The 25497-nt window shown below is 37.2% G+C and carries 26 protein-coding genes and 1 pseudogene; 16 read left to right on the forward strand and 11 right to left on the reverse strand.

Annotated features, from left to right (window positions below; genetic code table 11):
• Positions 1 to 46: 46 nt before the first annotated feature.
• From ZA07_RS03615 to ZA07_RS03645, 7 genes are all read right to left on the reverse strand, one after another.
• Complete coding sequence (locus ZA07_RS03615) at positions 47 to 1414, reverse strand: beta-mannanase (RefSeq protein ID WP_157492049.1); 1368 nt, start codon at positions 1412 to 1414, stop codon at positions 47 to 49.
• 118 nt (positions 1415 to 1532) lie between these two features.
• The gene (locus tag ZA07_RS03620; RefSeq protein WP_157492050.1) at positions 1533 to 3566 is read right to left on the reverse strand and encodes a glycoside hydrolase family 97 protein; all 2034 of its coding nucleotides are present in this window, start codon (positions 3564 to 3566) and stop codon (positions 1533 to 1535) included.
• Positions 3567 to 3585: 19 nt separating this feature from the next.
• Positions 3586 to 4851, reverse strand: coding sequence for a glycoside hydrolase family 71/99-like protein (locus tag ZA07_RS03625; protein WP_053970367.1), 1266 nt, complete (start codon positions 4849 to 4851; stop codon positions 3586 to 3588).
• A gap of 77 nt (positions 4852 to 4928) precedes the next feature.
• Positions 4929 to 6431, reverse strand: a complete 1503-nt coding sequence (locus tag ZA07_RS03630) for a RagB/SusD family nutrient uptake outer membrane protein (RefSeq protein WP_053970402.1) — start codon at positions 6429 to 6431, stop codon at positions 4929 to 4931.
• Between the two features lie 26 nt (positions 6432 to 6457).
• A complete protein-coding gene (locus tag ZA07_RS03635; protein WP_053970368.1) occupies positions 6458 to 9385 on the reverse strand; it encodes a SusC/RagA family TonB-linked outer membrane protein in 2928 nt (975 codons plus the stop codon).
• A gap of 22 nt (positions 9386 to 9407) precedes the next feature.
• Entirely contained in the window at positions 9408 to 10493 is a 1086-nt protein-coding gene (locus tag ZA07_RS03640; protein ID WP_053970369.1) for a hypothetical protein, read from the reverse strand.
• Positions 10494 to 10498: 5 nt separating this feature from the next.
• Positions 10499 to 11017, reverse strand: a complete 519-nt coding sequence (locus ZA07_RS03645) for a DUF5004 domain-containing protein (protein ID WP_053970370.1) — start codon at positions 11015 to 11017, stop codon at positions 10499 to 10501.
• Positions 11018 to 11347: 330 nt separating this feature from the next.
• On the opposite strand from ZA07_RS03645, the gene ZA07_RS03650 reads away from it, so the two are divergent.
• From ZA07_RS03650 to ZA07_RS03700, 11 genes are all read left to right on the forward strand, one after another.
• The gene (locus tag ZA07_RS03650) at positions 11348 to 12952 is read left to right on the forward strand and encodes a DUF6377 domain-containing protein (protein ID WP_053970371.1); all 1605 of its coding nucleotides are present in this window, start codon (positions 11348 to 11350) and stop codon (positions 12950 to 12952) included.
• 79 nt (positions 12953 to 13031) lie between these two features.
• Entirely contained in the window at positions 13032 to 13424 is a 393-nt protein-coding gene (locus ZA07_RS03655) for a DUF1801 domain-containing protein (protein ID WP_053970372.1), read from the forward strand.
• A gap of 5 nt (positions 13425 to 13429) precedes the next feature.
• Positions 13430 to 13846 carry an SRPBCC family protein gene (locus ZA07_RS03660; protein WP_053970373.1) on the forward strand — a complete coding sequence of 139 codons (417 nt, stop codon included), beginning with the start codon at positions 13430 to 13432 and terminating at the stop codon, positions 13844 to 13846.
• Positions 13847 to 13918: 72 nt separating this feature from the next.
• Complete coding sequence (locus ZA07_RS03665) at positions 13919 to 14344, forward strand: hypothetical protein (protein WP_053970374.1); 426 nt, start codon at positions 13919 to 13921, stop codon at positions 14342 to 14344.
• Between the two features lie 3 nt (positions 14345 to 14347).
• The gene (locus tag ZA07_RS03670) at positions 14348 to 14704 is read left to right on the forward strand and encodes a VOC family protein (RefSeq protein ID WP_053970375.1); all 357 of its coding nucleotides are present in this window, start codon (positions 14348 to 14350) and stop codon (positions 14702 to 14704) included.
• Positions 14705 to 14773: 69 nt separating this feature from the next.
• Positions 14774 to 15103 carry a helix-turn-helix transcriptional regulator gene (locus ZA07_RS03675; RefSeq protein ID WP_053970376.1) on the forward strand — a complete coding sequence of 110 codons (330 nt, stop codon included), beginning with the start codon at positions 14774 to 14776 and terminating at the stop codon, positions 15101 to 15103.
• 68 nt (positions 15104 to 15171) lie between these two features.
• Positions 15172 to 15645 (forward strand): DUF6428 family protein, encoded by a 474-nt coding sequence (locus tag ZA07_RS03680; RefSeq protein ID WP_053970403.1) that lies wholly within the window; start codon positions 15172 to 15174, stop codon positions 15643 to 15645.
• A gap of 9 nt (positions 15646 to 15654) precedes the next feature.
• Entirely contained in the window at positions 15655 to 16143 is a 489-nt protein-coding gene (locus tag ZA07_RS03685; protein WP_053970377.1) for a GNAT family N-acetyltransferase, read from the forward strand.
• A 10-nt stretch (positions 16144 to 16153) separates the two neighbouring features.
• On the forward strand, positions 16154 to 16768 hold the full coding sequence (locus ZA07_RS03690) for a low molecular weight phosphatase family protein (RefSeq protein WP_053970378.1): 615 nt from the start codon (positions 16154 to 16156) through the stop codon (positions 16766 to 16768).
• Positions 16768 to 17802 (forward strand): ACR3 family arsenite efflux transporter, encoded by a 1035-nt coding sequence (gene arsB, locus ZA07_RS03695; protein ID WP_053970379.1) that lies wholly within the window; start codon positions 16768 to 16770, stop codon positions 17800 to 17802. The genes ZA07_RS03690 and arsB overlap by 1 nt, the downstream gene beginning before the upstream one ends.
• Before the next feature lie 205 nt (positions 17803 to 18007).
• Entirely contained in the window at positions 18008 to 18901 is an 894-nt protein-coding gene (locus ZA07_RS03700; RefSeq protein WP_053970404.1) for a DUF4421 family protein, read from the forward strand.
• Here ZA07_RS03700 and ZA07_RS03705 read toward each other — a convergent pair.
• Entirely contained in the window at positions 18898 to 19755 is an 858-nt protein-coding gene (locus tag ZA07_RS03705) for an EcsC family protein (protein ID WP_053970380.1), read from the reverse strand. The genes ZA07_RS03700 and ZA07_RS03705 overlap by 4 nt on opposite strands.
• Before the next feature lie 231 nt (positions 19756 to 19986).
• On the opposite strand from ZA07_RS03705, the gene ZA07_RS03710 reads away from it, so the two are divergent.
• The 4 genes from ZA07_RS03710 to ZA07_RS03725 all read left to right on the forward strand — a co-directional run bounded on the left by ZA07_RS03710 (position 19987) and on the right by ZA07_RS03725 (position 22918).
• Positions 19987 to 20814 (forward strand): PAS domain-containing protein, encoded by an 828-nt coding sequence (locus ZA07_RS03710; protein ID WP_053970381.1) that lies wholly within the window; start codon positions 19987 to 19989, stop codon positions 20812 to 20814.
• A gap of 112 nt (positions 20815 to 20926) precedes the next feature.
• Complete coding sequence (locus ZA07_RS03715; RefSeq protein WP_053970382.1) at positions 20927 to 21310, forward strand: hypothetical protein; 384 nt, start codon at positions 20927 to 20929, stop codon at positions 21308 to 21310.
• Between the two features lie 162 nt (positions 21311 to 21472).
• Positions 21473 to 21889: a DsrE family protein gene (locus tag ZA07_RS03720; RefSeq protein WP_053970383.1), complete on the forward strand. Its 417-nt coding sequence runs from the start codon at positions 21473 to 21475 to the stop codon at positions 21887 to 21889.
• A gap of 9 nt (positions 21890 to 21898) precedes the next feature.
• Complete coding sequence (locus ZA07_RS03725) at positions 21899 to 22918, forward strand: TQO small subunit DoxD (protein WP_053970384.1); 1020 nt, start codon at positions 21899 to 21901, stop codon at positions 22916 to 22918.
• 72 nt (positions 22919 to 22990) lie between these two features.
• Here the strand turns inward: ZA07_RS03725 and ZA07_RS03730 are convergent, their stop codons facing one another.
• Both ZA07_RS03730 and ZA07_RS03735 read right to left on the reverse strand, forming a co-directional pair.
• Positions 22991 to 23176, reverse strand: a complete 186-nt coding sequence (locus ZA07_RS03730; protein WP_053970385.1) for a CsbD family protein — start codon at positions 23174 to 23176, stop codon at positions 22991 to 22993.
• Between the two features lie 199 nt (positions 23177 to 23375).
• On the reverse strand, positions 23376 to 23834 hold the full coding sequence (locus tag ZA07_RS03735) for a cupin domain-containing protein (protein WP_157492051.1): 459 nt from the start codon (positions 23832 to 23834) through the stop codon (positions 23376 to 23378).
• Positions 23835 to 24042: 208 nt separating this feature from the next.
• On the opposite strand from ZA07_RS03735, the gene ZA07_RS03740 reads away from it, so the two are divergent.
• On the forward strand, positions 24043 to 25209 hold the full coding sequence (locus ZA07_RS03740; RefSeq protein WP_053970386.1) for a BamA/TamA family outer membrane protein: 1167 nt from the start codon (positions 24043 to 24045) through the stop codon (positions 25207 to 25209).
• Positions 25210 to 25301: 92 nt separating this feature from the next.
• On the opposite strand, the pseudogene ZA07_RS16150 reads toward ZA07_RS03740, so the two are convergent.
• Positions 25302 to 25497: pseudogene (locus tag ZA07_RS16150) on the reverse strand (selenocysteine lyase); the annotation flags it as partial.

The following is a 25497-nucleotide window of genomic DNA, read 5'->3' on the forward strand; positions in this document are numbered from 1 at the left end:
GTAGCCCAAGGTTTTTCTATATTACTTTATCTCTTCTAAACCACCATTATTTTGGCTGCTTCAATAATTTATTGACGTCCTTAATCATTTTGATGGTTGAATGATCTGTAGCAAACACCGAATTTAATCCTTGAGGCTCTTGTGGTGGATCGGCTAGGAAATCGTCGCCCTTTAACCACTTGCCATTGGGGTTCCCATTGGCTTCGCCATAACCTGCAAATCCCCAAAAATTCAAGCCTGCTAAATGGCCATCTAAAGCTCTATTTTTCACTACTTGCTCAATCATGACTTGGTAATAAACATTCCTGTTGTCAATATTTGCTTCCTTAGACGTGCTTTCCCCCTCTCTTGGAAAACCAAATTCTGATAGTACTATCGGCTTGTTTAACTTTTGGGCTACAAACATATGCTCATCTATATAATCTAAGGATTCCCTAATCGCATTTTGGGTAGTTTCCTTCTCATTGTTGACATCATACCATTCCCAATTTTTTGGCCACATGTGCATGGTTAAATAATCAATATCCTTGTTTTCATGAACTCTTGTGTACATATCTATATCTTGCAAATAGCTCGCCTTTCCTTCTGCTCCAGTGGAAATTAAATGAACACTATCCAAAGATTCTATGAGTTCTACAGTAGTATTCACCCAATCTGTATAAGCGTTTTCATACCTTGCACTAACCATCACTCTTGGCTCATTAGCCAATTGCCAGGACATGATGGTATTATCATTGGTATATTTTAAACCAGTATAACTATTGGTTCTCGTCATGATAAACTCTACATGTTTGTAGTATGCTTGCTTACAAGGATCACACTCGTGAAATTTCATTGTATAGGCCATATAATCTTGCCAAGTATCTCTTGGGTTGACTCTGGGATTGGGTATATCTCCATAACCATTCCATTGCAGGTACTCACTCATTCCGCCAGACCAGATCCAATTGTTGGTTAGATACAAAACCGCATACATTTCACGCTTTTTCATTTCAGCTAATAAAAAATCTAGGCCATCCAACAGGTCTTCATTATACTTTCCTTGTTCTGGTTGCAATGAAGGATCTACCCTAAAGTTTGAACCCCCACCTTCGGCTCCAGCCAATATCCTAAGATTATCAATCCCTGCCGATTTCATAAAATCCAATTCTTTAATGAGACGTTCCCTATCACCTGAATGGGCTGCTCCCAACAAAGGTCCATACCAATAATTGGTTCCTAAGAAATAATAGGGTTCATCGCCTTTAAAAAAGCGTCCGTCTTTAACAGAAATCAAGGGTACATCTTCTGCTTTTTCAGGTTGTTTTTCAGCCTCCTTTTTACAGGAAAATAGCATAAGGGTTAGTGCTGCCGTAGCAAATAATGAATACTTAAAAAATGATTTCAAACTGGTGGTTGTTTTTTTGTTAGTCATGAGGTAAATGTAATTATTTTTACAAAAAGCCAAATGAAGAGAGAATATAAAAAAAGCCTCCATCTATGGAGGCTTTTAATGTTTTAAACAACACATGCTTGATTATCAATCAGAAGACCTACTCATCCAATGACATGGGTTTAAATTTTATAGCTGTTCCGCCGCCTGGTTTTAGATTGAGATTCAATGCATCCTTGTTGGTTACTATCTGTTTCTTAACTTCCAAAGGATACGGATTGGTACTATAATTGGCTCCTTCCCCATCTTGATAGATCATGGCTTGGTAATAAATTCCTTCTTTCAAGAAATCTAAGTCGATTTTTAAGGTTCGTGATTCAGCATTAGTAATAGCCCCAACAAACCAGTTATCAGTGTTCCAATCCTTTCTCGCCATGGTCACATACGATCCTATTTGTGCGTTCAATACTTTGGTCTCTGACCAAATTTCTGGAACCTCTTTAATAAATTGAAAGGCTTGGGGTTGTTTGTTATAATTCTCCGGCAAGTCCGCAGTCATTTGCAAAGGACTGAACATTACCACATAGAGTGCCAACTGCTTTGCTAAAGTTGTTTGAACCTTAGTACCTGGAATAGTTTCATAGTTAAAATCTACAATGCCCGGAGTAAAATCCATAGGACCAGCCAACATTCTGGTAAACGGCAAAATAGTTGTATGCTCTGGAGGGTTTCCCCCATCCGTAGACCATGCATTATATTCCTGACCTCTTGCTCCTTCCTGGGTCATCAAATTGGGATAGGTACGTTGCAATCCGGTTCCCTTCACGGGTTCATGATTATCAATCATGATTTGATATTTGGCCGCAGTTTCAATGACTTTACGGTAATGTCTTACTCCATATTGACCGTCATGCCATTCCTTTTTATCCAAATACTTATTGACATAGCCCGTTTTTACGGCTCTTACGCCCAACCTATGGTAAAGGGAAAAGGCATCTTCCAATTGGCTTTCATAATGACTGGCAGCACCTGCGGTTTCATGATGACCAATCAATCTGACATTTTTCATGGCAGCATGTTTGGCAATAGCCTCTAAATCAAAATCTGGATAGGCATCTGTAAAGCTGAAGGCCCTTCCATCGGCGGTCCAATCACCATCCCAACCAACATTCCAACCTTCAACCAAAACCCCATCTAACCCATGCTCGGATGCAAAATCCATATAATTTATAGTATTCTCAGTGGTAGCGCCATGTTTTGGCCCTTGCCCCCAAGAATATTTCTCAAGGTGCATACCCCACCAGATTCCGATGTATTTTGATGGTTCAATCCATGAAACATCTTCAATTTGATTGGGTTCATTCAAATTGAGTCCTAAGGTGGAAGTAACCAGATCCCCAGGAGTTTCACCAACCATAACCGTTCGCCAAGGTGTATTAAAGGGAGTTTGGGCATAGACTTTTACACCATTGGCCCACGGCACCAAATCGGTTTCATAAGTGTTTTGAGATGTATGCAGCAAAGTCATGGAGGCATAATCAGTTAAATTGGCCTCATGAACAGCCACAAAAAGGCTGTCTTTGGTTTCAAAAGTAGCGGGTGTATTGATGGTATCTGTTTCGCTTATTTTATTTTTATGATAAATGCTTTCATAGTAACTATTGTCTCTATGAACAGGCATCCACCAAACAGCTTCATTATTGGCAAAAGTAAATTGGGTTTTTTCATCTGAAATCTCAACGGAATCCAGATAGGCTTGTTTTGGGAATTCATATCTAAACCCGAGTCCGTCATTAAACACCTTAAAAGCAACAATCATAATTCTGGCGGAATCCTGTTTCTCCTTTAGGGTCACACGTAGTTCATTGTGATTATCCTTAATCGTTTTAAACTCCCCCCAAGGTTGATTCCAAGAAGTATCTACTTGATGTCGCTCTACCTTTTCTACTTCAAAATTATTGAGCAGCGCTTTGTTATTGAAAAACTCAAAGCCCAATCTGGAAGGCTTTATTACTTCTTTATTATTATGCGATAGGGAGTAAAAAGGCTCACCTTGTTCGTTTAAATAAAAGTTCAATAGGTTTTTTTGATCTGGTGAGCTTTGATCAAATGTCCTTTCTTTCATGGATGGCTCACAAGACACTATTAAACAGCCCGCCAAGAATAATAACGGTACGTATAATTTAATATTCATGGTATATTTGGTAAAAATACTAGTTATCAATACTATTCAACAATTGGATGGCTTCGTTGGTTTGTAAGGAAACCATGTAATAGAAAACCTGATCCAATTTCTGTTGTATTTCGTTGTTTGTAGCGTGTGCTTTTCTAAGCGTAAACAAATCGCTTATACGATCAAATACTGATGGTAAGTTTTGCACTTCGGCAAACGATTTGATTTGCTCCAGATAGGAATATCCAAACTCTACGGTGGGCTCAATCATGGTCCCTTCTCCAAAGTCATTCCAGGTAACCAATTGCAAAAAATCCAAATTGGCGGTGGAAGCCATTTCCAAAGTTTCTGCTAAAGTAGCTCCATTATTGTGATCGATAGTCCACCCAATCACGGTACCTGCTCCCCCTTCTTGATAAAAATCATGAAACCCAGGGTAAGCACTTCCCATTACCACGTCTAGACCAGAAACCGTGTTATAGTAATTTTGAAGGTTGTTATTGTTTTCATATACCCAAGTATATTCTCCAGAGGCATTACTTCCTGCTTGATAGGACTGGTTCCAAAGTGTAAGGAATGTGGGTTGTTCGTTTAAAACACTAAACACATTGGTCCAATCGGCTGGATCTGTTAAAGTAATAGGCCCAAAATTAAGCAACAATGGCTTCCCATTCACATTTGTGTACTGCGAATGATTAAAGCATTGACTTTGTAGATACTGCATATCTATTTTTGCTGCGCCAATAGCTGAAATAGCCATTCCTTGGTCCACGATCACATTTAAAAAACGATCTTCATAAACCATTGCAAACTCCAATCCCACTTTATCCAAAAGTGCAATCAATTGTTCTGTATTCTCTTTGATCATAGGATAATCATTGACATTATGCACACCGTACCAATCTATCAACACGCCATCAATACCGGCATACTTCATCATCAACAAATGGTTCTCAATAACATCTGGATCACCCGAATGGTAAGGCCCAATCAACGGATAGTAATGGGAGGCAATATCTCTTCTTCCATTGCTATCTATATTATCGGGGTTTCTATTGGCCATGGTCCAATGATATCCCCATTGGTTATTACCGCTACTTTCCTTGGTCTCAAACCACGGCATATAGTGCATGTATATTTTGGTACTATTTTGTTTGGAAACCGTAACAGGATTGAAAGGAGTCACTTCAAAAGCTGGTGGTTGCTGTGTTTCACCTTCACTTGGTGAATCTGAGCTACATCCCATCCATGTCATGACTAACATGAAAACCATTAAGGCGCTGTTCCATTTGGATTTGAATTTCATAATTATAGTATTACATTTTTAAAAATGTTAACCTTCTAACGACTAACCAAATTAGAAGGTTAACATGAAAACAAAATTTAATAACCCGGATTTTGGGTCAAATTGGTATTGGCACTCAACACAGAGGTAGGTATAGGAAATAGGGCCCTATATTCTGGGGTGCTTTCTTTTTCCCACCAAGGCTCAAAAAAGGTTCCGAAACGAATGTTGTCGGTTCTTCTTCTGCCTTCAAAGGCAAACTCCCTCAACAGTTCCTTATTAATAAAATCTAAATCAATTAAAGCTGGAGTATCCATTCCCGCTCTCGATCTCACTTGAGACACAAAAGGCGCTGCCAATTCGGGGGCTCCCATGCGCACATAGCATTCGGCCTGCATCATTAATATTTCAGAATATCTAATAACAACCCAATCGTGGTCTCTCTCCCAGTTTTCTCCAGGAAGCACTTCATATTTAGCCAATCTCACACCTTCATTTTGAAAGGCATCTGTGAATTCGTGAATCTCTTCAGTGTAAATCAAAGGCTCGCCACTGTCCATAATTAAAACAGACCCTGTAGCTATATTAATTTGCTCTCCTGCCAACAAAGATGCTTTTCTATAGTCTGCATCATCAAACATGGAATAAGCTCCCGGTTGGGCACAGATTCCATTTCCACACCAAGGATAATTGGCTGTTGGAGAAACCGTGTAGGCATGTAGGTAATGATAGGTCATAGAGGATAAATAATTACCCACTGTTCCGGCATCAGAATCATACGGTATCGCTAGAATAATCTCAGAAGACGTTTGGTTTTGAGTAGCGAAATTGGCAAAGAAATCTGGATTAAGTGTATAGCCAGAAATATTCTGACACATATCAATACAATCCTGCCAACGAGGTGTACCTATAAAGGCTTCAGAATTTAAATAAAGTCTTGCCAACAAAGCGTATCCTACATTCTTAGTAAACTTTGAATAAGCGATGCCGTCTTGTAAAAATGGTAAGGATTCCAACAATTCGGTTTCAACAAAGGCATACACCTCAGCACGACTTGAATTGGAGGGCAAGCCTTGATCTTCAAAATCGGTTACTACAGGCACATTACCAAACATATCTAACAAAGTGTAGTAATAATAGGCTCTTACAGCTCTTAACTCCGCATAAATAGGCTCCTTTTCATCTTCACTCAAACCAGACTGATCAATCTGGTAGATGATGGAATTTACTTTGGCAATACCTGCATAACAATATCTCCATGCAGATAAAATCATTCCATTATCAGAATTCCATTGGTGTCTTTGGGCATCTTGATATTGGCCACCATCAAACCAGTCGGTTCCACGGGTAGGAATAGTAGCTTCATCTGAAACCACTTCATTCAAGAAAAAGACATATTCGCAGGTAGGGAAAGAATTGGAAATATCATCCCGAAACCCTCTCAATGACGAATAAGCGCCACCCACAAGTGCTTCCACTTCATTGGGTGCAGATCCAAATTCGTCGTCTTTAACTCTGTCATATAAATGTTCATCTAAGTTGGTACAGGAAAACCCCAACCATAGTAGACTGTACAATACTATTTTATTTCGTGTTTTCATTCTAATTGCTTTTTGAATCATGTTGCTTAATTTCCTATGGTAAGATTTAAACCAAGAGAGAATGTTCTCGGTCTTGGATAGTTATTAAATCTATCAATACCTGGATTGGTCAATCCGGTTAGGTTCACTTCAGGATCTACCCCTTTGTAGCTTGTGAAGACCGCTAAATTCTCACCCATCAAATAAAATCGTATTTTGGAATTAGAATTCTCAAATGGCATGGTGTAGCCCACGGTTACATTTTGCAATCTGAAAAATGAAGCATCCTCGATCCAATAATCTGAAAAAGTTGGCGCCGAATTAATACCACTGCCCAAGAAATCATCTGGCACATTATATGCCGGCATTCTATTGCCATCATACAACATCATATTGGTCGCATTCAAGACCTCTTGTCCAAAACTTCCATAACCAGCAATACTTGCATCAAAATTCCCATAAGAAGCATTCATTCCAAAACCAATTGTAAAGTCAGGTTGCACATCCCCAATGGCTGTTTTTTCCTCACTTAAAATAAACTCTCCATTATCATCCAACCCGTAGTTCTCATACCCCCAGAAGGTACCTACCGGATAGCCTTCCTTGATGATTTGTGAAAACTGGTTTGACATTCCAGAAAGACCATGTAGGGATCCGCTATAGATGATATCTGTTTCGTAAACTTGATTGGATAATTTTTCAATTTTTTGTTTGTTTTTAGCAAAGGTCACATTGGTATTCCAATTGAATTTATCGTTGCTTACAAGATTGGCATTTAAGGTCATTTCCAAACCTTTATTCGACAGTTCACCTACGTTGGCCAACATAGTCCCAACCAAATATGGTGGTTGTGGCACTTCATAGGTATACAACAAGTCTTCAGTATATTTGCTATACCACTCAATGGATCCCCAAAGTCTTTGAAAAATTCTAAAGTCAACCCCAATATTTACTTGAGAAGTCGATTCCCATTTTAAATCTGGGTTAGGGTTTTGAACTGGAGAATAGGCCAAACTCCAGCTATCGGTTACAGGATCATAATAGCTATCTTGCCCGACACCTAAAATGGATAAAGACTTGTACTCACCGATACCATCCTGGTTACCAGTAACACCATATCCTGCTCTTAATTTTAAAGTATTTAACCAAGAGGATTCATTTAAAAAACTCTCGTTGGTAATATTCCATGCTACGGAAGCTGAAGGGAAAATACCCCATTTATTATTAGCTCCAAAACGGCTAGATCCATCTTTTCTAACGGTAGCTGTGACCATATAACGGCTATCATAAGCATAATTAACCCTACCAAAAAAGGAAACCAAATTAGATCTTCCTCTATAGGAATAAACATCTCCAAGTCTGTAATCTTGACCAGCTCCCAAGTTGTTATAACCGAACAAATCGGTTTCAAAACCACTTCTTTGAGCCCCGAAACCTTCATAATCATTTTGAAGGAAGGAATAACCCACCATGGCATTTAAATTGCTTTTGCCAAAAGCCTTAGTATAATTTATATAGGTTTCCAATTGTGAGTTTGTATATTCTCCATATGTTTTTTGGGCATATCCATTTTCAGTCATCCCCTCCAATACGGCATACGTTGGTTTATAGGTATTTCCGTTGGTTGCGTTGTGTTCTAAAGACAAGTTCACCACGGCTTGGAAATTATTCCAGAAGTTTATTTCAGTTTTGAAATATCCGAGCAATCTGTTTCTTTTACTTTTCACCGTTCTGTTGGTCAAAATTTCAACTGGGTTTTCATACAAAGTACCTCCTACTGAAGTAAACGCCCCATTTTCATCATGGACTGGAATGGTAGGATTCAGGTTATACGCTCTTTCAAAAATTCGGTAATCCAACGGATTCCATTCTTCCATATTGGCAAACAACCCTATGTCAAATTTCAAAGCTTTATCCAATGCATATTGATACCCACTAATATTGGCATTAAGTCGTTGCAAATCTGTTGTTTTGACAATTCCCTCTTTGTTTAAATAACCAACAGTCCCTCTAAAACCTCCCATTTCCTGGCCGGAATTAATACTGATCGTATGGGTTTGGTTAAAGGCCGTCTGCTGCAATTCTTCTTGCCAATTGGTATCTCCTCCAAAATCAATGGCATCCGTTAAATTATTTTCTCTAACATAGGCGCGCCATTGGTTGGCTGAAAGCAAATCCAAATTATTGGATGCATAGCTCACCCCTGCAAACCCATTATAGGTAACGCTGAAACCTTTTGAGGCGCCTTTTGTTGTAATTATAATGACCCCATTGGCACCTCTAGATCCATAGATAGCGGTAGCTGAAGCATCTTTTAACACATCAATTGTTTTGATATCAGCTGGTTGAACCGTATTGATATCGACACCTGGCACCCCATCAACCACGACTAATGGATTATTACTAGCAGTAAGTGACGTCCCTCCACGAAGTCTCAGTGAAGAACCAGTACTAGGATCACCTGTATCTTGGGTCACCACAAGACCCGAAACTCTACCTTGCAATACCTGTTCTGTGGATGTTAACGTACCTCTAGTCAAGTCTTTCTCAGAAACCGTAGAAATAGCTCCTGTTAAATCTGATTTTCGCATAGTACCATAACCAACTGCTACAATTTCAACAGCATCCAAGGCAAATGAATCTTCTTGTAAGATAACTTTCAAAGGCATACTGGTGTTTTCGGAAATCTGTATCGTTTGAGAAACATACCCCAAATAAGATATTTCAATAGTGTTTCCTGATGTCATATCAAGTTGGAAATTCCCATCAAAATCAGTGGTCGTTCCATTGGTGGTCCCGGCTTCAATGATAGATGCTCCCATCAAGGGCTCGCCAGTTTCATCTTGAATCTGTCCTGAAACCGACAGGTTTGTTTGCGCTTGTATGGAGGTAAAGAAGCCCAAAAGCAATACCCACAAGGCAAAGTGTATCTTAGCTTTCCTGCTTAGGAAGCTGTTTTTTGTGTCTTGATTCATGTTATTGAATTTTATTTGCTAATTAGTCTAGTGTCTTTAAAGTGATGATGGTATCAGAAATAGTATTACCCAAATTGTCTGTCACTACCACATGGATTTGATTTAGATTAGCCTCATTTTGAAGGCCTGTTGCCAGATCGACAAATCCTTTAATTTCACTAACCCCTCCGGTAAATTGGCCCGTTAAGGTTGTAGAACCGCCTGTAATGGTGTAGTTAAGCGCATTGACTCCTTGTTCATTGTTGACTCGGATTAATCCAAAAATGTCCTTTTGACTAATTTGCATAGGGAAATATCTGAACTCAGCTGGTGGTGGTGGAACATATTCGGCTGCATTAAGTACCAAATTTGGAGAGGTTCCCGCCCAATCATCTTTCACAAATAGAAAAACGATGTTATTCATGATATATCCATCAGGAGCGGTATCATAATACACGTTGGGTATCAAATCCATTTTATAAAACCCGTTCCCCAGATCTTTCAATTTGGTTTTTTCAACGATTTCTGGAATCCAAGCTTGATACTCCTGTAAAACTTCCCAGTCGTTTAATCCGCTATGGAAATGTACACTTGTAGCATCTTCAAATCCAGCCACCAAATTGGAATTGAACAAGATACTCAAGCCATCAGTAAAAGTTGGCTCAGTAGGATACGACCGTATCATTTCATCAGCTGTATAAAAAGAATTAAACGGCGTATAGGATACATTGGCCACATCTGTTTGCTTGGTCCCTGCCTGATCTTTTAAACGAAACCAAAAACCAGCACTAGCTGCAATATCTTCTGCTGTCATAGAAAAGTATTCCGTAGGCGTCAGGGTAAAGCTCCATATCATGTTGCCCTCATTGGTAAGGTGTGCAAATTCTGAAGAGTTCTCCCAATTGCCTGCATCCGGTTCAGAAGGTGACCAGATCCAAATGTATACTTCTTCTTCTGGGCTAAAAGAGGTGGTTGACAGGTCAAAATACCAAGTCACCTCCTCATCATAATTATAAATAACAGGATACGACCAAATATCACCAATGGTTCCTACTTCTTCCTGAGCGCTCAGACTATGAAACATGGAAGAGAAAACCATCATGATCAGGATGTAAAAAATCTTTTTCATTTTGATTAGTTTGAAGTTAGTTTGAAAATGTAGGTAATGAATGGTGCTCCACCTGAGATACGTTGTAATTGCACTTCCATTTGATTGTTACTTCCTGGAACAGAAGTCACGTTCAAAGTTTCAAGCAACTGAGTTCTTTGCGCATCATCATACAGAAAAATCTTAGCGGGATGTGGCGTTGTTAATTGAAAATCGGTGCTTAATCGCCAATACCCACTAGGAGGAAACAATAAAGGCACATCACCTAAAACCTCATAAGTTGTTGGTTCATTTTGATCATTCACCTCCAGATTCATTTGAAAGGTATCATAATTAAACCATGAGCCTATATTCTGCTCATTTGGTTCAATCCCGTTTGCCTTGGCAAATTCATCAACCATTTTAAGATTGGTTAACGTCCAAGAACCGTTTACCTTTTCGTAAAGTGTAATGGGAGGTGTATATGAACCATCGTCGTTTGAATTGCAACTTCCGAAGATCATAATCACTACCACTGCCATCAGAAAGAATTTTAGTGATTTCATAAATTAATTAGTTAAAATTTGTAGTTTGAAGATTAGTGTTACGAAGTTATAGGGGCACAGAAGTCAAAAAAAATGATAAAGACAAAATCTAAATAATACAAAGCCTAAATAATACTTAACTTCCTGATTAAAAACTTTTTAAATTTATTTTCGTAATGGAAAAATCTAGAAAAAATATAGATAATTTTTCTAGATTTTCACCCCTGCAATTAAGGAATGCGCAATAAAACACCATACATTTTAACCAAAAAGAATATATTTGGTTGTTTTTTTTCAATTAATCAATTATCAACTCTTTTTTTTGAATATTTACTAATCCCCTGAAATCAAATGAAAATCCGTCAATGTTTCCTCCTTCTCCTATTGATTTTCAGTCTTCCTACATGTGGTCAAAAAATGGAAGCTATTTTAGATAGTTTAGATCTCGAGATTTCTAAGAACAAATTATATGTAAGCCAGAAGTATGATACGATTAACACCTTAAAAAGGGAGTTGGGGAAATATGTTTTAAGTGGCGACCACCAAAATTTATATCACTATTATTTAAAACTATTTGAAGAGTACCGGACTTTCAAATATGATTCGGCCTACTACTATTTGGAACAGTCCAAAAAAGAAGCCATCACTTTAAATGAATCTCAGTTTTTGTCCAGTTCCAAAATCAAAGAAGGATTTATTTTGCTTTCATCGGGACTATTCAAAGAAGCTTTAGATACACTAAATAGCATTCAACCTACTACTCTAAATAAAGCCAATCTTTCAGAATATTACTCGGTAAAAGCAAGAACCTTTTACGATTTGGCCGATTACAATCGGGATCCACGATTTAATTTGGACTATATTAAAAAAGGCAATCTTTTTCTAGACGAAGCTTTGAAATACATAGACCCAAATACCAATGAATATTGGTCCACAGAGAGCCTTCGGCGCATGAAGCAACAAGACTGGAAAGGTGCCGAATTTGCTTTTAACTATTGGCTTAAAAATTATGACCTCCCATCAAAATACTACGGAATAGCTACTTCCAGTTTGGGATATATCTATCGTGAAAGAGGTTTTCAGGAAAAGTCAATAGAATATTTAGCCTATGCCGCTATTGCAGACATAAAGCATGCCACTAAAGAGACCGTGGCCATAAGAAACTTGGCCAACGAACTTTTTAAAATGGGCCAATTAAAAAAGGCGAATGAATATATAGGAATTGCTATGGAAGATGCTACTTTTTACAATGCCCGTCATAGAAAAATTGAAATTTCCACCATCCTTCCTATCATAGAAAAAGCCCAATTAAACAAGGTAGAAGGCCATAATAAAATCTTGAAACAAGTTGTATGGCTTTTATCGATCCTTACTCTAATAATCATTATTTTCCTAGTGGTTATTTTCAAACAATTAAAAGCTAAAAACCAAGCCCGGAAAGAAATTTCAAAATCATACAAAGAACTTCAAAAACTGAATTTAATGACCAAGGAGGCTGATGCCATCAAGCAGGTTTATTTAGCCTATTTTATAAATGCCACCTCCAATTTTCTTAATAAAATGGGATCCTTACAAAAATCCATCACCCAACAGGTCATTGCCAAAAGATATGATAACATCTTGACGGTTGTAAAACGATTTGACGCCAAAGAAGAGAGGCACCAACTATTACATCAATTTGACGAGATTTTCTTGAAACTGTTCCCAACCTATCTGGATGAATACAACCAGTTATTCCCTGAACACGAAAAAACTATCATAAAAAAAGGAGAGTTATTGAATACCGATACACGCCTTTTCGCCCTGATTAGATTGGGAATTACCGACCCCAATCAAATTGCAGAATTTTTAGACCTATCCATAACTACGATTTACACATACAAAACCAAAGCAAAAAGCAAATCCAATTTCAAAGACACCTTTGAATCTAAAATCATGGAAATCAAATCCATTTAAATTTTCGACGGGAATAATAAATGTAGAAACGTGGCATCTTTTTGTATCTTTAAAAGAACGGATTATTTAAACCTTTGTGATGCATCCAGATATTCATTCTTATAATCAATCCAAATCCAGTCCAGAAAAGGATATTTGTCAGTTGCTAGCTGAAAGGATAGATACTTCTTTAACAGAAGCTGAAAGTAAAATTTGGCATGCACACCCTGTTTGGTTTATCAATGGCAATCCTATTGTAGGTTATAGCCAGTTAAAGGCTGGCATCCGGCTGATGTTTTGGAGCGGCGCCAGTTTTTCAGAACCCAGTCCGCCTGACAAAGGCAAAAAATTCAAGGATGCTTCCATCACCTATTCGCTGCCTCAGGACATTGTTTGGGAAGATTTCGACCATTGGATTCAGCAATCCAAAATCATTCAGTGGGATTATAAAAACATTGTTAAACGCAAAGGAAAACTTGAACGCCTAAAATAATTCATATGGAAAAAATAACCATTCAAACCGCCATTCCTTCCGATTTAAAAACGGTTTGGGAAGCATATACGAGTCCTGAGCATATTGTCAACTGGAATTTTGCTTCAGATGATTGGTGTTGTCCGGCAGCAGAAAATGACCTAAAAGTAGGTGGCACTTATTTTGCCAGAATGGAAGCAAAAGATGGTAGTTTTGGCTTTGACTTTAAGGCCATTTATTCCCATGTCGATCCGCAGTCATCTCTAACTTATAAATTGGAAGATGGTCGTGACGTAAAAACATCGTTTGAAAGAGATTCTCAAGGTGTCATTGTCACTACTGTTTTTGATCCGGAAAGCCAAAATCCTATCGATATGCAACGAGATGGTTGGCAAGCCATCTTAAATCAATTTAAATCTTATGTCTCCAGTTTGAAAGGGTAGCCTGATCAATAATGAACTCAACATTTCATTAAAAATCCTATCTTGCCTTATAGAATAACTAACTAAAAAAAGATGAATCCGAAACTTAGAAATGTATTAGCCGTCATAGCCGGATGGTTTGTAGGAAGTATTGTCAACATGGGACTGGTAAGCACAGGCCACGGTGTTTACCCCATTCCAGGAATTGATCCCAATGATATGGAAGCCTTGGCAGAGATAATGCCTACCCTGGAGTCTAAATATTTTCTATTCCCATTTTTAGCCCATGCTATTGGGACTTTGGCTGGAGCCTTTGTTGCTGCCCTAATTGCTCAAGGAAACAAAATGAGATTGGCCATGATAGTTGGAGCCTTGTTTTTTATTGGTGGTATTCTTGTCAATTTTATGATTATGGGACCTATGTGGTTTACGGCAACCGATTTATTATTAGCCTATTTCCCTATGGCTTGGTTGGGTGGAAAAATAGGTGTCGTCATTTCAAAAAAGAAAACTGCTTAAGTTTTGTTAACGCATATTCACCCCAAACTTCCCATGCGGTCTAAGGAAAAGACCAAAACTTTCTATGTGGATGGTCTTGGTTTTAAACCCTTGGGAAAACACGATTATCCAGGTTACTTAATGCTCGAAAGGGACCTCATTGAAATTCACTTCTTTGAATTCGCAACATTGAATCCCAAGGAAAATTATGGACAAGTCTATATTCGTGTTAAAGATATTGATGCCTTTTATAATGATCTGCTTCAGAAGAATATAAACATTCACCCGAATGGAAATCTGGAAATCAAACCATGGGGGCAAAAGGAATTTTCCCTATTGGATCCAGATTCCAATTTATTAACCTTCGGAGAAGCCATTTAAATCATTTTTTTTCAAAACTATTTGCCCGTTATTGTATTTAATCGTAATATTGCAATAAAGCAATAATTAATGGGTATTACCAAAACAGAAATATTTACCGAAGAACAAAACACCTTAGCTCAGTTTGCTAAAGTCATTGGGCATCCTGCCCGTGTAGCCATTCTTCAATACCTTTTCAAACTCAACGCTTGTGTTTGTGGCGATTTGGTTGAGGAAATTGGATTGGCTCAACCTACTATTTCCCAACATTTAAAAGAATTGAAAAATGTAGGCCTTATCAAAGGCAATGTGGAAGGCACTAGTGTTTGCTATTGCATAGACATGGATCAATGGCAAAAAATGGCTCATATAATGACACATTTTTTAAACCAAGAACTACCCAAAACAAATTGTTGCTAAAAAAATTTAATCCCTTTCATCGTATTATTACAATTAACATCAAGTTATTACAATTAACATTAAGACAGATGACATTAAATCAAGTAAAAACAGCTTTAGAGCATTTAGAAACCCTTTCCTTCCAATTACCTAATGGAGATTTGGTTCCTAGTCATTTTCACGTAACTGAAATAGGAAAAATCGCCAAACACTTTATTGATTGTGGCGGAACCGTGAGAAATGAAACCGTAGTAAATTTCCAACTTTGGAATGCGAACGATTATGATCACCGACTGCACCCTGAAAAACTGGTACATATCATTCAATTATCAGAAAAAGCCTTGGGCATAGAGGATTGGGAAGTTGAAGTTGAATATCAAGGAGAAACCATCCAAAAATTCGGATTGGACTTTGATGGGACCAGCTTTTTGTTAACCACCAAGCAAACAGATTGTTTGGCCAAGGATAAGTGTGGCATTCCTGCTCCGGCTTCCAAACCCAAAATCAAACTTTCAGAATTACAAAGTAGCTCTTGTTGCGAACCCGGTTCTGGCTGTTGTTAAACCATATTCATGAATTTTCGTTCCATTGACAAGCATAATTATCCGCAGGTAGCTGACATTTACCAAATGGGCATCCAAACAGGAATAGCTACTTTTGAAACAGAAGTTCCATCCTATGAACTTTGGGATAGCAAACACTTGCCATTTTGCAGGCTCACCTTAAATCAAGGAGACCAAGTTATTGGGTGGGCCGCATTATCAGCAGTTTCCTCCCGAGAAGTTTATGGTGGTGTAGCTGAAGTGAGTATTTATGTGCATCCTGATTTCCATGGAAATCATGCGGGAACCCAATTACTAAACCATCTTATCTCTGAAAGCGAAACGCACCATATTTGGACCCTACAATGCGGAATTATGGAAGAGAACAAAGCTAGCATAGCATTGCATAAAAAATGTGGTTTCCGGGAAATAGGTTACAGAGAGCGCATAGGCTGTCTTCATGGTCAATGGAAAAACAATATCATTTTAGAAAGACGAAGTCCTAAAATAGGCATTTAATTTACCAACAATGAATTTAAAACTCAACCATTACATTGAAGCCTTGGGGTCCCAAGACATTTTGGAAAACCGCAAACAAATTCTTCAACCTTTAATTGATTACATCCAAGAAAAAGTAAACAAGAAGCAACCTGTAAGGCTGAACTTGATTTGCACCCACAATTCTAGAAGAAGTCACCTATCACAAGTTTGGGCACAGACAATGGCTCATTACTTCCAAATCCCAAATGTTTCCTGTTATTCTGGTGGAACAGAGGCTACGGCACTTTTTCCCATGATTGCAAAAACACTTGAAAATACGGGATTTGACATCTTAAAATTATCAGATGAACCCAATCCTGTTTACAGTATTAAGTTTGATAAAAACGAACCTGCTATTATTGGATTTTCTAAAAAAATGGACGATCCTTTTAATCCATCTTCCTTGTTTGCAGCCATTATGACCTGCTCCCAAGCAGATGAAGGCTGTCCTTTTGTTCCTGGTGCCGAAGTACGAATTCCAGTAACGTTTGAAGATCCCAAGGCATTTGACAACACACCCCAACAGGCTGAAAAGTATCAAGAAAGATGCGATCAAATTGCTTCTGAATTTTATTATGTATTCTCCCAAATAACTAAGAACTAATGGCAATCAAAAAACTTAATTTTCTAGATAAGAACCTGACACTTTGGATCTTTTTAGCCATGGCTGTTGGGGTTGGTTTGGGATACCTCCTACCTTCCATTCCAGATACCATTCAATCCTTCAGTAGTGGGACCACCAATATTCCCATTGCCATCGGACTCATTTTAATGATGTATCCACCTTTGGCTAAGGTTAACTACGCCTTGTTACCTAAGGTTTTTAAAAATGTGAAAATTTTGTCCATATCCCTTATTCTGAATTGGATTATTGGCCCGGTGTTGATGTTTGTTTTGGCTCTTATTTTTTTACAAGACGAACCAGAATATATGGTTGGCCTTATTTTAATCGGTTTAGCTAGGTGTATTGCCATGGTTTTGGTGTGGAATGATTTAGCCGAAGGAAGTAGTGAGTATGGCGCAGGTTTGGTGGCTTTAAACAGCATCTTTCAGGTATTTGCCTATAGTTTTTATGCTTGGATCTTCATTACCGTTCTCCCACCATACTTTGGATTTGAGGGTGCCATCGTAGACATTTCAATTGGAACTATCGCTGAAAGTGTTGCTATTTATTTGGGTATTCCTTTTGTCATGGGCTTCTTAAGTAGAATCGTCTTGGTAAACATGAAGGGTGAGGATTGGTATCAAAACACCTTTATCACTACCATTTCGCCAATAACCTTAATTGCGCTTTTATTTACCATCGTGGTTATGTTCTCACTTAAAGGGGAGTTGATCGTTGAAATTCCTTTGGATGTGGTTAAAATTGCCATCCCTCTATTGATCTATTTTGCCTTCATGTTTATCATTGGCTTCTTTTTTACCAAAGCGATGGGAGGCACTTATGATAAGACTGCATCAGTAGCCTTTACGGCAGCTGGAAACAATTTTGAATTGGCCATTGCGGTAGCGATTGCCGTTTTCGGACTCAATTCTGGGCAAGCTTTTGCCGGAGTCATCGGCCCCCTAGTTGAAGTTCCAGCTCTCATCTTATTGGTGAAGGTATCCTTCTGGCTTAAAAGAAAATATTTTACCTAAGACTTTTACTATTTTTAAGTATTTCCCTTATCATGAATTAATTTTAATCTGATAAGGGGAATATTTGGCAATCCATAAACGAAATAATACATTTGGGAATCATTATGAAATAAAATTGACCCCTTTGAGACCTTTTTGGATTCTAATTTGCTTTTTAGTATTTCCTGCTGTCCTTTTTTCCCAATCAAATGGAAAGAAACGGTACATGAGTCCATGGGAAGTTATTGACTCCTTATTTATAGACCATGATTTGGAGAATTATTCCCTTCGCTTATTTTCAGATTATAAGGTAAAATCCTTTAAACTGACTCATGATGATTTCAAAACCCGCTATGTTCCTAAAAACCGATTCAATTTAGGATTGGGAATTGCAAATAGCAAAGCCATGTTGGATGTTGGTTTTAATATTAGGAACGGAAACAGGGAAGTCACCAAACGCTTTGACCTGCAAGGGTCCTTTATCATCAGAAAACGGCATTACATAAACGGCTACTTTCAAATTTACAATGGCTATAACAACAAAAATGATTTGGGAGAAATCCCCCGTTTTAGAAGAGATGTAAAATCGAGAACTATTGGATTTAATTACCTCTACACATTTTCTGATATTGAATTTTCATATACTCTTTTGAAAGCAGGATTACCTAAGTTCCATAAAAACGTCTATGTTACAGGAGGTGTGGGGACTTTTGCTGTATTTGATTATTTTTCTGCTGATGGGAATATCCTACCTCCAGAAGTCACCAATGAACTTAATGAAGAACTGAAAATAAAAAGATATAATGGTCGTGCGGCAGGATTAATGGTAGGTCTCTTATCTGCTTTTGTTTTGCCAGAAAACATCATTGTGACCTTTACTGCAATGCCAGGAATTGCTCTAATGAATAAAAAAGTAACCTTAGAAGACGACAGCTATCGGCCTAAGGATCCTTGGCTCTATAAACTGGACGCTTCATTAGCTGCTTCTTACAGTTTTAAAAGATACTACGCCACTTTATCTTATGAAACAGGTGTATATTCTACTGATTTTTCAGATTATAGATATACTTTTAACTTATCCACAGCGAAATTAACCTTAGGTTATAAGTTGAAATACTAAAGTTTTTCAAAGGCTTTTTTAACAACCTCTTGACCATATTCACGTTCCAACCTTCTGATGGCAAAATGGGCTTTAGCCATTTTTTGAAAATGATCGATGTAAACATAATTCAAACCACTACCTCCAGCCGCTCCAATAACAGGAACAGCTTGTGTGAGCAATTTTTCAGAAAACAATGCGCTCAATCGGCCAGCGATGTTTGATACAAATTTGGAAAGCATATCTGACCCCAAATTTCCCGTGTATGCGATAGCGGTTGCTAAAGTTTTATTAAGTCCAGAATGAGTCATTTGATTGACAGCTGTAGACAACATATACCTAGTGGTATAGTAACTTGCCTCCATATCATCATCCCACTTTTTTTGTCCTCCCAAAGCAAAGACCTCCATACATGCCAGTTGACCTTCTAGGGAATAAATATCCTCCCCTTCACTCCTAGCAATATCCATTATAGAACGCATAATAAATTTGGTAGACACTCCTAACTCAGCAAAAAACAAAGCCGTTCCTACTCCTGTAGCAGAACCAAAAAAGCCACTAGCGCCACCAGTCAATGTGACAACTCCTTTATATAAACCTTTTTTGGGCTTCTGAAATTCTTTATCCTTTTGAATAGTTAGGAGATTCGCCTTAATAGTTGTCATCAATATCTTCTCAATACTATTCTGCAATTTAATTTGCACCTTGTTAGGTAGTTTCCTAACCGTAGATTCCAATCCATCCCCTACCATATTCAAAGACTTCATCAACCAAGTAGGGTGTTCCATAGCGTGTTTGGCCTCTGCCAGAATTTTGAGATCTGTCTGCTTTAAAGGGGTATCTATGTCATACTCAGCAGGAATATTTTCTTCCATGGTTTGCGTGATTTGGTTAGGTTTTGCATAAAGTTAGCCATTATTTCCAATAACAAATAAAATATCTTCAAATAGCTAATTATATAAAAAGCGTCCAAAAACACTCATTTCCAACTAACTTAAAATCAAACAATTCAAAAACTTATTGTAATTTAGAGATATTCCCATACACCATTTCAGTTTTGAAGCCTACACTTTTTTTCGGATTAACCAACTTAAAAAAAACACATCATGTTAGAAGGCTTTTTAAATATTGTTTACGGCTTAATTGCTTCACTCCTATTGATGAGTGTCGGATTTCTTTATGGACGTTACAAGGAACGGAAGAGGCAAAAAGGGAGTCCGTTGGAGAACTACCCTTTTTATCCATTTAGTCTAGACGATAAAAACATGTTACAATTTGATTTGAATTTGTTTAATCAAGCGGTATTAGAATTAAAGAAACATAAAAATTACCAGGCTGGCGAGCAATTAATTTTAATTGGAGAACAAAATAATGTCAGGCAAATTTTAAAGCATGAAGAACTCCATGCTTACAATAAATTATATAAAATATATGATGGGGATAAGGTGCTGGATGATTCAGTACAATTTTTAGAAAACTACAAACGAATTGTGCGGCTTATAGGGGACAGCTTTCCAGATTGTGGCATAGAAATTCTGCTTCACAATTTAAGTAATCCTTACAAAGCATTGTACTGTATAAAAAATAACGTAACAGGTCGTAATATTGAGGCTCCGGCAACCAACCTGGTAATGGATTTAAAACGTAGAAACTCCATAAATGTGGACAAATTGAATTATGAATTGAATATTGGGTCTCGAAAATTTAAATGCACCACCATTCCTATTTTCAAGGAAAAAACTGGTCTAGTTGGCGCTATTTGTATCAACGTGGACTATAATTATCTACAAAAAAAGGTTAAAAAAAATCCAGAATTGGTCAATCAATTTCTGGACACCATCTGTAAAGTGAATATGGTATTGGATGAGAATATTTTGAGCAAGCATGAATATGAATTGGCTCTAAATGGTAAAAGTCATTTTAGGGATTTTTAATCTGAATCTATGCCTTTCTTTTGCCAATACCCGCCAGAAATAGCTTTATTCTTCTTTGATTTTTTAAGAAAATATTAAAACCATCCTCCTATATTTTTTATAGGTTTACAACATGATGAAGCGAAAACAAATAACCCCTTTCCAATATGTATTTTCTATTTGGGGGTTGGTATTGTTACTCATCGTTTCACCTTGTAAAGTCAGAAACTTTATTCAAGAAGAGCTGGGATTTCCTAAAACGGAGGTTTCCAACAAAAGCCAAACGACTTTAAAAAATATAAGTTGTCATTCCTTTGACAACCAAACCTTAGACTTTATATCAAAAAAGTCTGAGCCTACTAAGAAATTGTCTTTTAGCAATTTCGCATACCCGGTGGTTTGGGACATTCAAAAAGCCATAGGGCCACTTTCAAAAATTAAGGAGATAGATTATCAAATCACCCCTCCTAAGCCCTATTACATTTTGTATCAAAACTTCAAGGACTATTTAATTTAGGCACCTTATAAGGGCACCATATCAGTTTCTATAAAACTGATTCCTCTTTAAAATCTATAACAAATAAAACTCAAGGTTAACAGCATATATGTTGCTACACCTTATTCTTTGCTTAGCTCTTTTCTTAGAGTTAAGCTGTTCAATACTTAAACAAATTTAACAATGAATCGTATTTCATATTATATAATCACTATGGTTTTCATACTCTTTGGAACCACCCATATTAAAGCGCAAAACACTAACAAACAAAACTATTTAGTTATCTCAAAAAACATCAAACAATTAAATCCCATTTTATTAACTGCAAAGGAACTTCAAAATGAAGACGGGAAAACATTTGGAGATTTCATTGTCATCTTCTGCGGAAAAACAGTCTCAGAAATGGTAAACGACCCAGATTTGAATAAGCTACTAGAACAAGCTAAAGAGCAACATATTCAAATCTTGGCTTGCGGGTTATCCTTGAAAAAATTCCATATAAATCCTGAAGAATTACCAATTTCAATAAAAATTACTGAAAACGGTATTTTAAAAAGTTTTCAATTAATCAAAAAAGGATATTTCACACTAACCATTTAATAAAACAACATGAAACAAATTCATTATAAACAAAACGCTGGATTTCTCACTCTAGCTCTAAGATTGGTGATAGGTTGGACCTATTTTTCAGCTCTTTGGAGACGAACTGTATTAACTGATAAATTGAACCCAGATTTACCAGGATACATTGGAGAAAAATTCAACCATTTTTTACCTCATGCCTTAGGGATAAAGCCCATCATTCAATATTTAGTGGAACACCCCGATGCCTTGTGGATAAACATGTTAATTTTCACAATAATAGAAGGTCTTGTTGGCCTATTTATTATACTAGGATTGGGGACTCGCTTGATGAGTTTTGGAGTCTTTTTCTTGGCTATGGGTATTTTATTAGGTTCAGGCTGGATAGGCACTACCTGTTTGGACGAATGGCAAATAGGCATTTTGGGTATAGCCACAGGATTCACTCTTTTCTTAACTGGAAGCAGCCATTACTCCATGGATATCTGGTTGCTTAAAAAACATCCCTTTTTAAAGTCCAAAAAGTGGTTTTCGTGGTTGGGGTCTGGAGCATTACCTATTAAAGAAAGTCTTTTTAAAAATGTCGTTTTAATAGGCTCTTTCAGTATACTAGCAATCACTTTATTGACCAATCAAGTTTTTCATGGCGGTCTTTGGGGAACACTGCACAATAAATCTGTCAAACCAAATTTTGAACTTACCGAAGGCTCTTTTTCAAATAACGAATTGTCTTTCGACATTTATAGAACTGAGGGTGTGGACGTATATGGTGCTTGGGTAATTGAAATTTCAGTTTTTGATGCGCATCAAAATCAAGTCATTCAATTTGACTCAAAAGATTTGGCTGCCCTCCAACCAAAGCAAATTGACAATTATTATGTAGCTAAGGCAACCCCATCTAAGAATAGTTTAAAAGTACCTTTAGGTTCGAAAGCCAAAATTCATTTGAACCATCCTGATTTTAAAAACCTTCCTAAAGGAGCTTACACCATAACAATGACAGATATAAGTGGTGCCCAATGGCATCTAGAAATTCCTAAAGACTAGGATACTTTTCAATACATCCTTTTGAGAATAAAAAAATCCGCCATAAGGCGGATTTTTAATTTTTATAACTACTTACCATTTGGCAATTTCTTCTCTCAATTCTTCCTTGGTCTTTCCTGTTTTTTCTTGGATTCTTCCAAGCATTTCATCAAACTTACCTTCTGCAAAAGTAAGGTCATCATCAGTCAAATCGCCATAACTTTGTTTAACTTTTCCTTTTATTTGATTCCAGTTTCCTTTTAATTCTTCATTTGTCATAATAAATTGATTTTAAGGTTCATGTATAAAATTAAGGATTTGATGATCAAATTATCCTAATTAAAACTTAGGATTGTCTTAAAGGAATGTTATTTATTAAAGCAGAGTTCTTTCTTTCTATTTCATTTTTCATTTTGAAAACAGAAAAGGCAGCCCAATTGGCCACCTTTTCCGATCTTAATTCATTTTCATCCTTTTACTACTTCTGAATAGGTACCGCATCAAACGGATCTACCATGGCGATAAATAACACACAAGGATCACCTTTCAGGCATTTTGCAGTATGGGGTTTTTTAGCTGGTCCGTAGGCATACGAACCTGCTTTGAGCACTTGCGTTTTCTCACCTTCATAAGTAACCTCCATAGTACCAGAAATCAATATCATTCGTTCAGGTGAAGTGTGCGTATGTTTCATAATGAAAGTATCAGGTTCTACCTTGAAGAGAAAATCTAAATTTGGCTTTTCTATATCCCCATGTAAAATGGTAAATGTACACCCTGGAAAAAAATCTGGGGCAGGATTCCATTTTAGGGTTGGACTATCGGCTGAAACGGCATAAGACATTTCTGCTGTTTGGGCATTTAATTGAATTCCCAAAAGGAACAAAACCACGAACATCATGGTTTTTAAATTGAATTTAAAAACTGCTTTTTTCATATCGGAAGGTTTTAGTTATCTCTATAAGATACAACATTTATCTAATTACCTCACCTTAAATCATTTAAAACTCCCTTGAGCAAAATCAAAATTAATAAGAGTAATAAAAATGATGTTACAAATCAAAAATAATTTCTAGGCAAATAATCAACTTTTAATTTTATATTTGATATAAAAACCTGCTTCTCAAGTAATTAAAAGGCTATTCATGACCAACAAAAAAAACAGACAGAATAAATGGTATCACATCACTCTATGTTATGTCATATTATTTTTGGTTCCCTTCACAATAATAGGTCAACAAACAACTGACTCCACATCGAATGAAAAGTCTTCAAAATTTGACAAATTCAACAAAAAAGCTGAATATTTATTCACCTATATACCTGTCCCCATTTATTCCTATTCATCGGAAGCCGGTCACACCTATGGTCTTGCCAAATTCAATGTGTTTAACCTTTATAAAAATGATACACTTACCAAACCATCGCGACTGTCAGAAGTGGTCACTTTCTCCTCAGAAGGAAGAATAAATGCATCTGTTTCGACCGATTTAATGTTTAAAAACAATGACTATTTAATTATTAGCTACATCAACTATAAAAAAACGCCGGAGTACTTTTTAGGTATTGGTAATGATGTCTCCATTGATGATATCGAACAGATTTCAACCAATCGATTTAAATTTGAAGCCTGGGGCCTTAAAAAGATGAAAGTCAAGAACCTTTATGCGGGGATTGGTTTGGACCTCACAGATTATTTTGATATTGAAGCAAATCCCGATAGTTACCTCTACTCCAACAATGTCATTGGTAATGAAGGTGGCTTTGCTTTTGGTCTAAAAGCGATTGCAGCAATTGAGGGTAGAGAAAACCGATACAATGCCCAAGGCGGCCATTTTGCTCAAATATCCTACACTCTTTACCCCTCGTTTCTAGGTAGTGAATTCAAATTCTCGAGTTGGGAGATTGACCTCAGAAAATACATAAACCCATGGAACAATCACATCATTGCTTTTCAAGCCACGACCTTTGGAACTAGTGGTGACGTACCTTTCTATACACTTGCACAATTAGGTGGAGATAAACAAATGAGAGGGTATTATAAAGGTGCTATACGAGATAAAATCTTGGTTGATTCTCAAGTAGAATATCGTTTACCCATATGGAACATCTTTGGAATGGTAGGTTGGGTAGGAACCGGTAGAGTAGCATCCAAATATCGCGATTTAAAACTGGATGGATTTTGGCTTAATTATGGCGCGGGGTTGCGAATTATGGTTGACAGTAAGCACCAAACCAATCTAAGATTTGATTGGGGATTTGGTCCAAATGGCATCCATGGTTTCAATATTAGTTTTGCAGAAGCATTTTAACATCCAAAATTTTCAACCATGGAACAATGGTGATTAAAAATAGAAAGGATACTCCAACCCTTGCCCGCAACATGAAAAATCCACAACGAATTTTATGTTGTTTTTAAATCAAACCAGTCCTCGGTAATAAGCTGCTCGGTATGGATGTTATCTACATGAGTAAATTCATTTTTGGAGGCGTTGTATGTATAATCCTTGCCCCACTCAGAAAAAGATTTGGATACTGCTTCAATGGCATCACATATACTTTCTAATTCTTCATTGGTCATGGTTGGATGAATGGACATC

Source organism: Mangrovimonas sp. ST2L15 (genome assembly GCF_001280515.1).
Classification (GTDB): Bacteria; Bacteroidota; Bacteroidia; order Flavobacteriales; family Flavobacteriaceae; genus Mangrovimonas; species Mangrovimonas futianensis.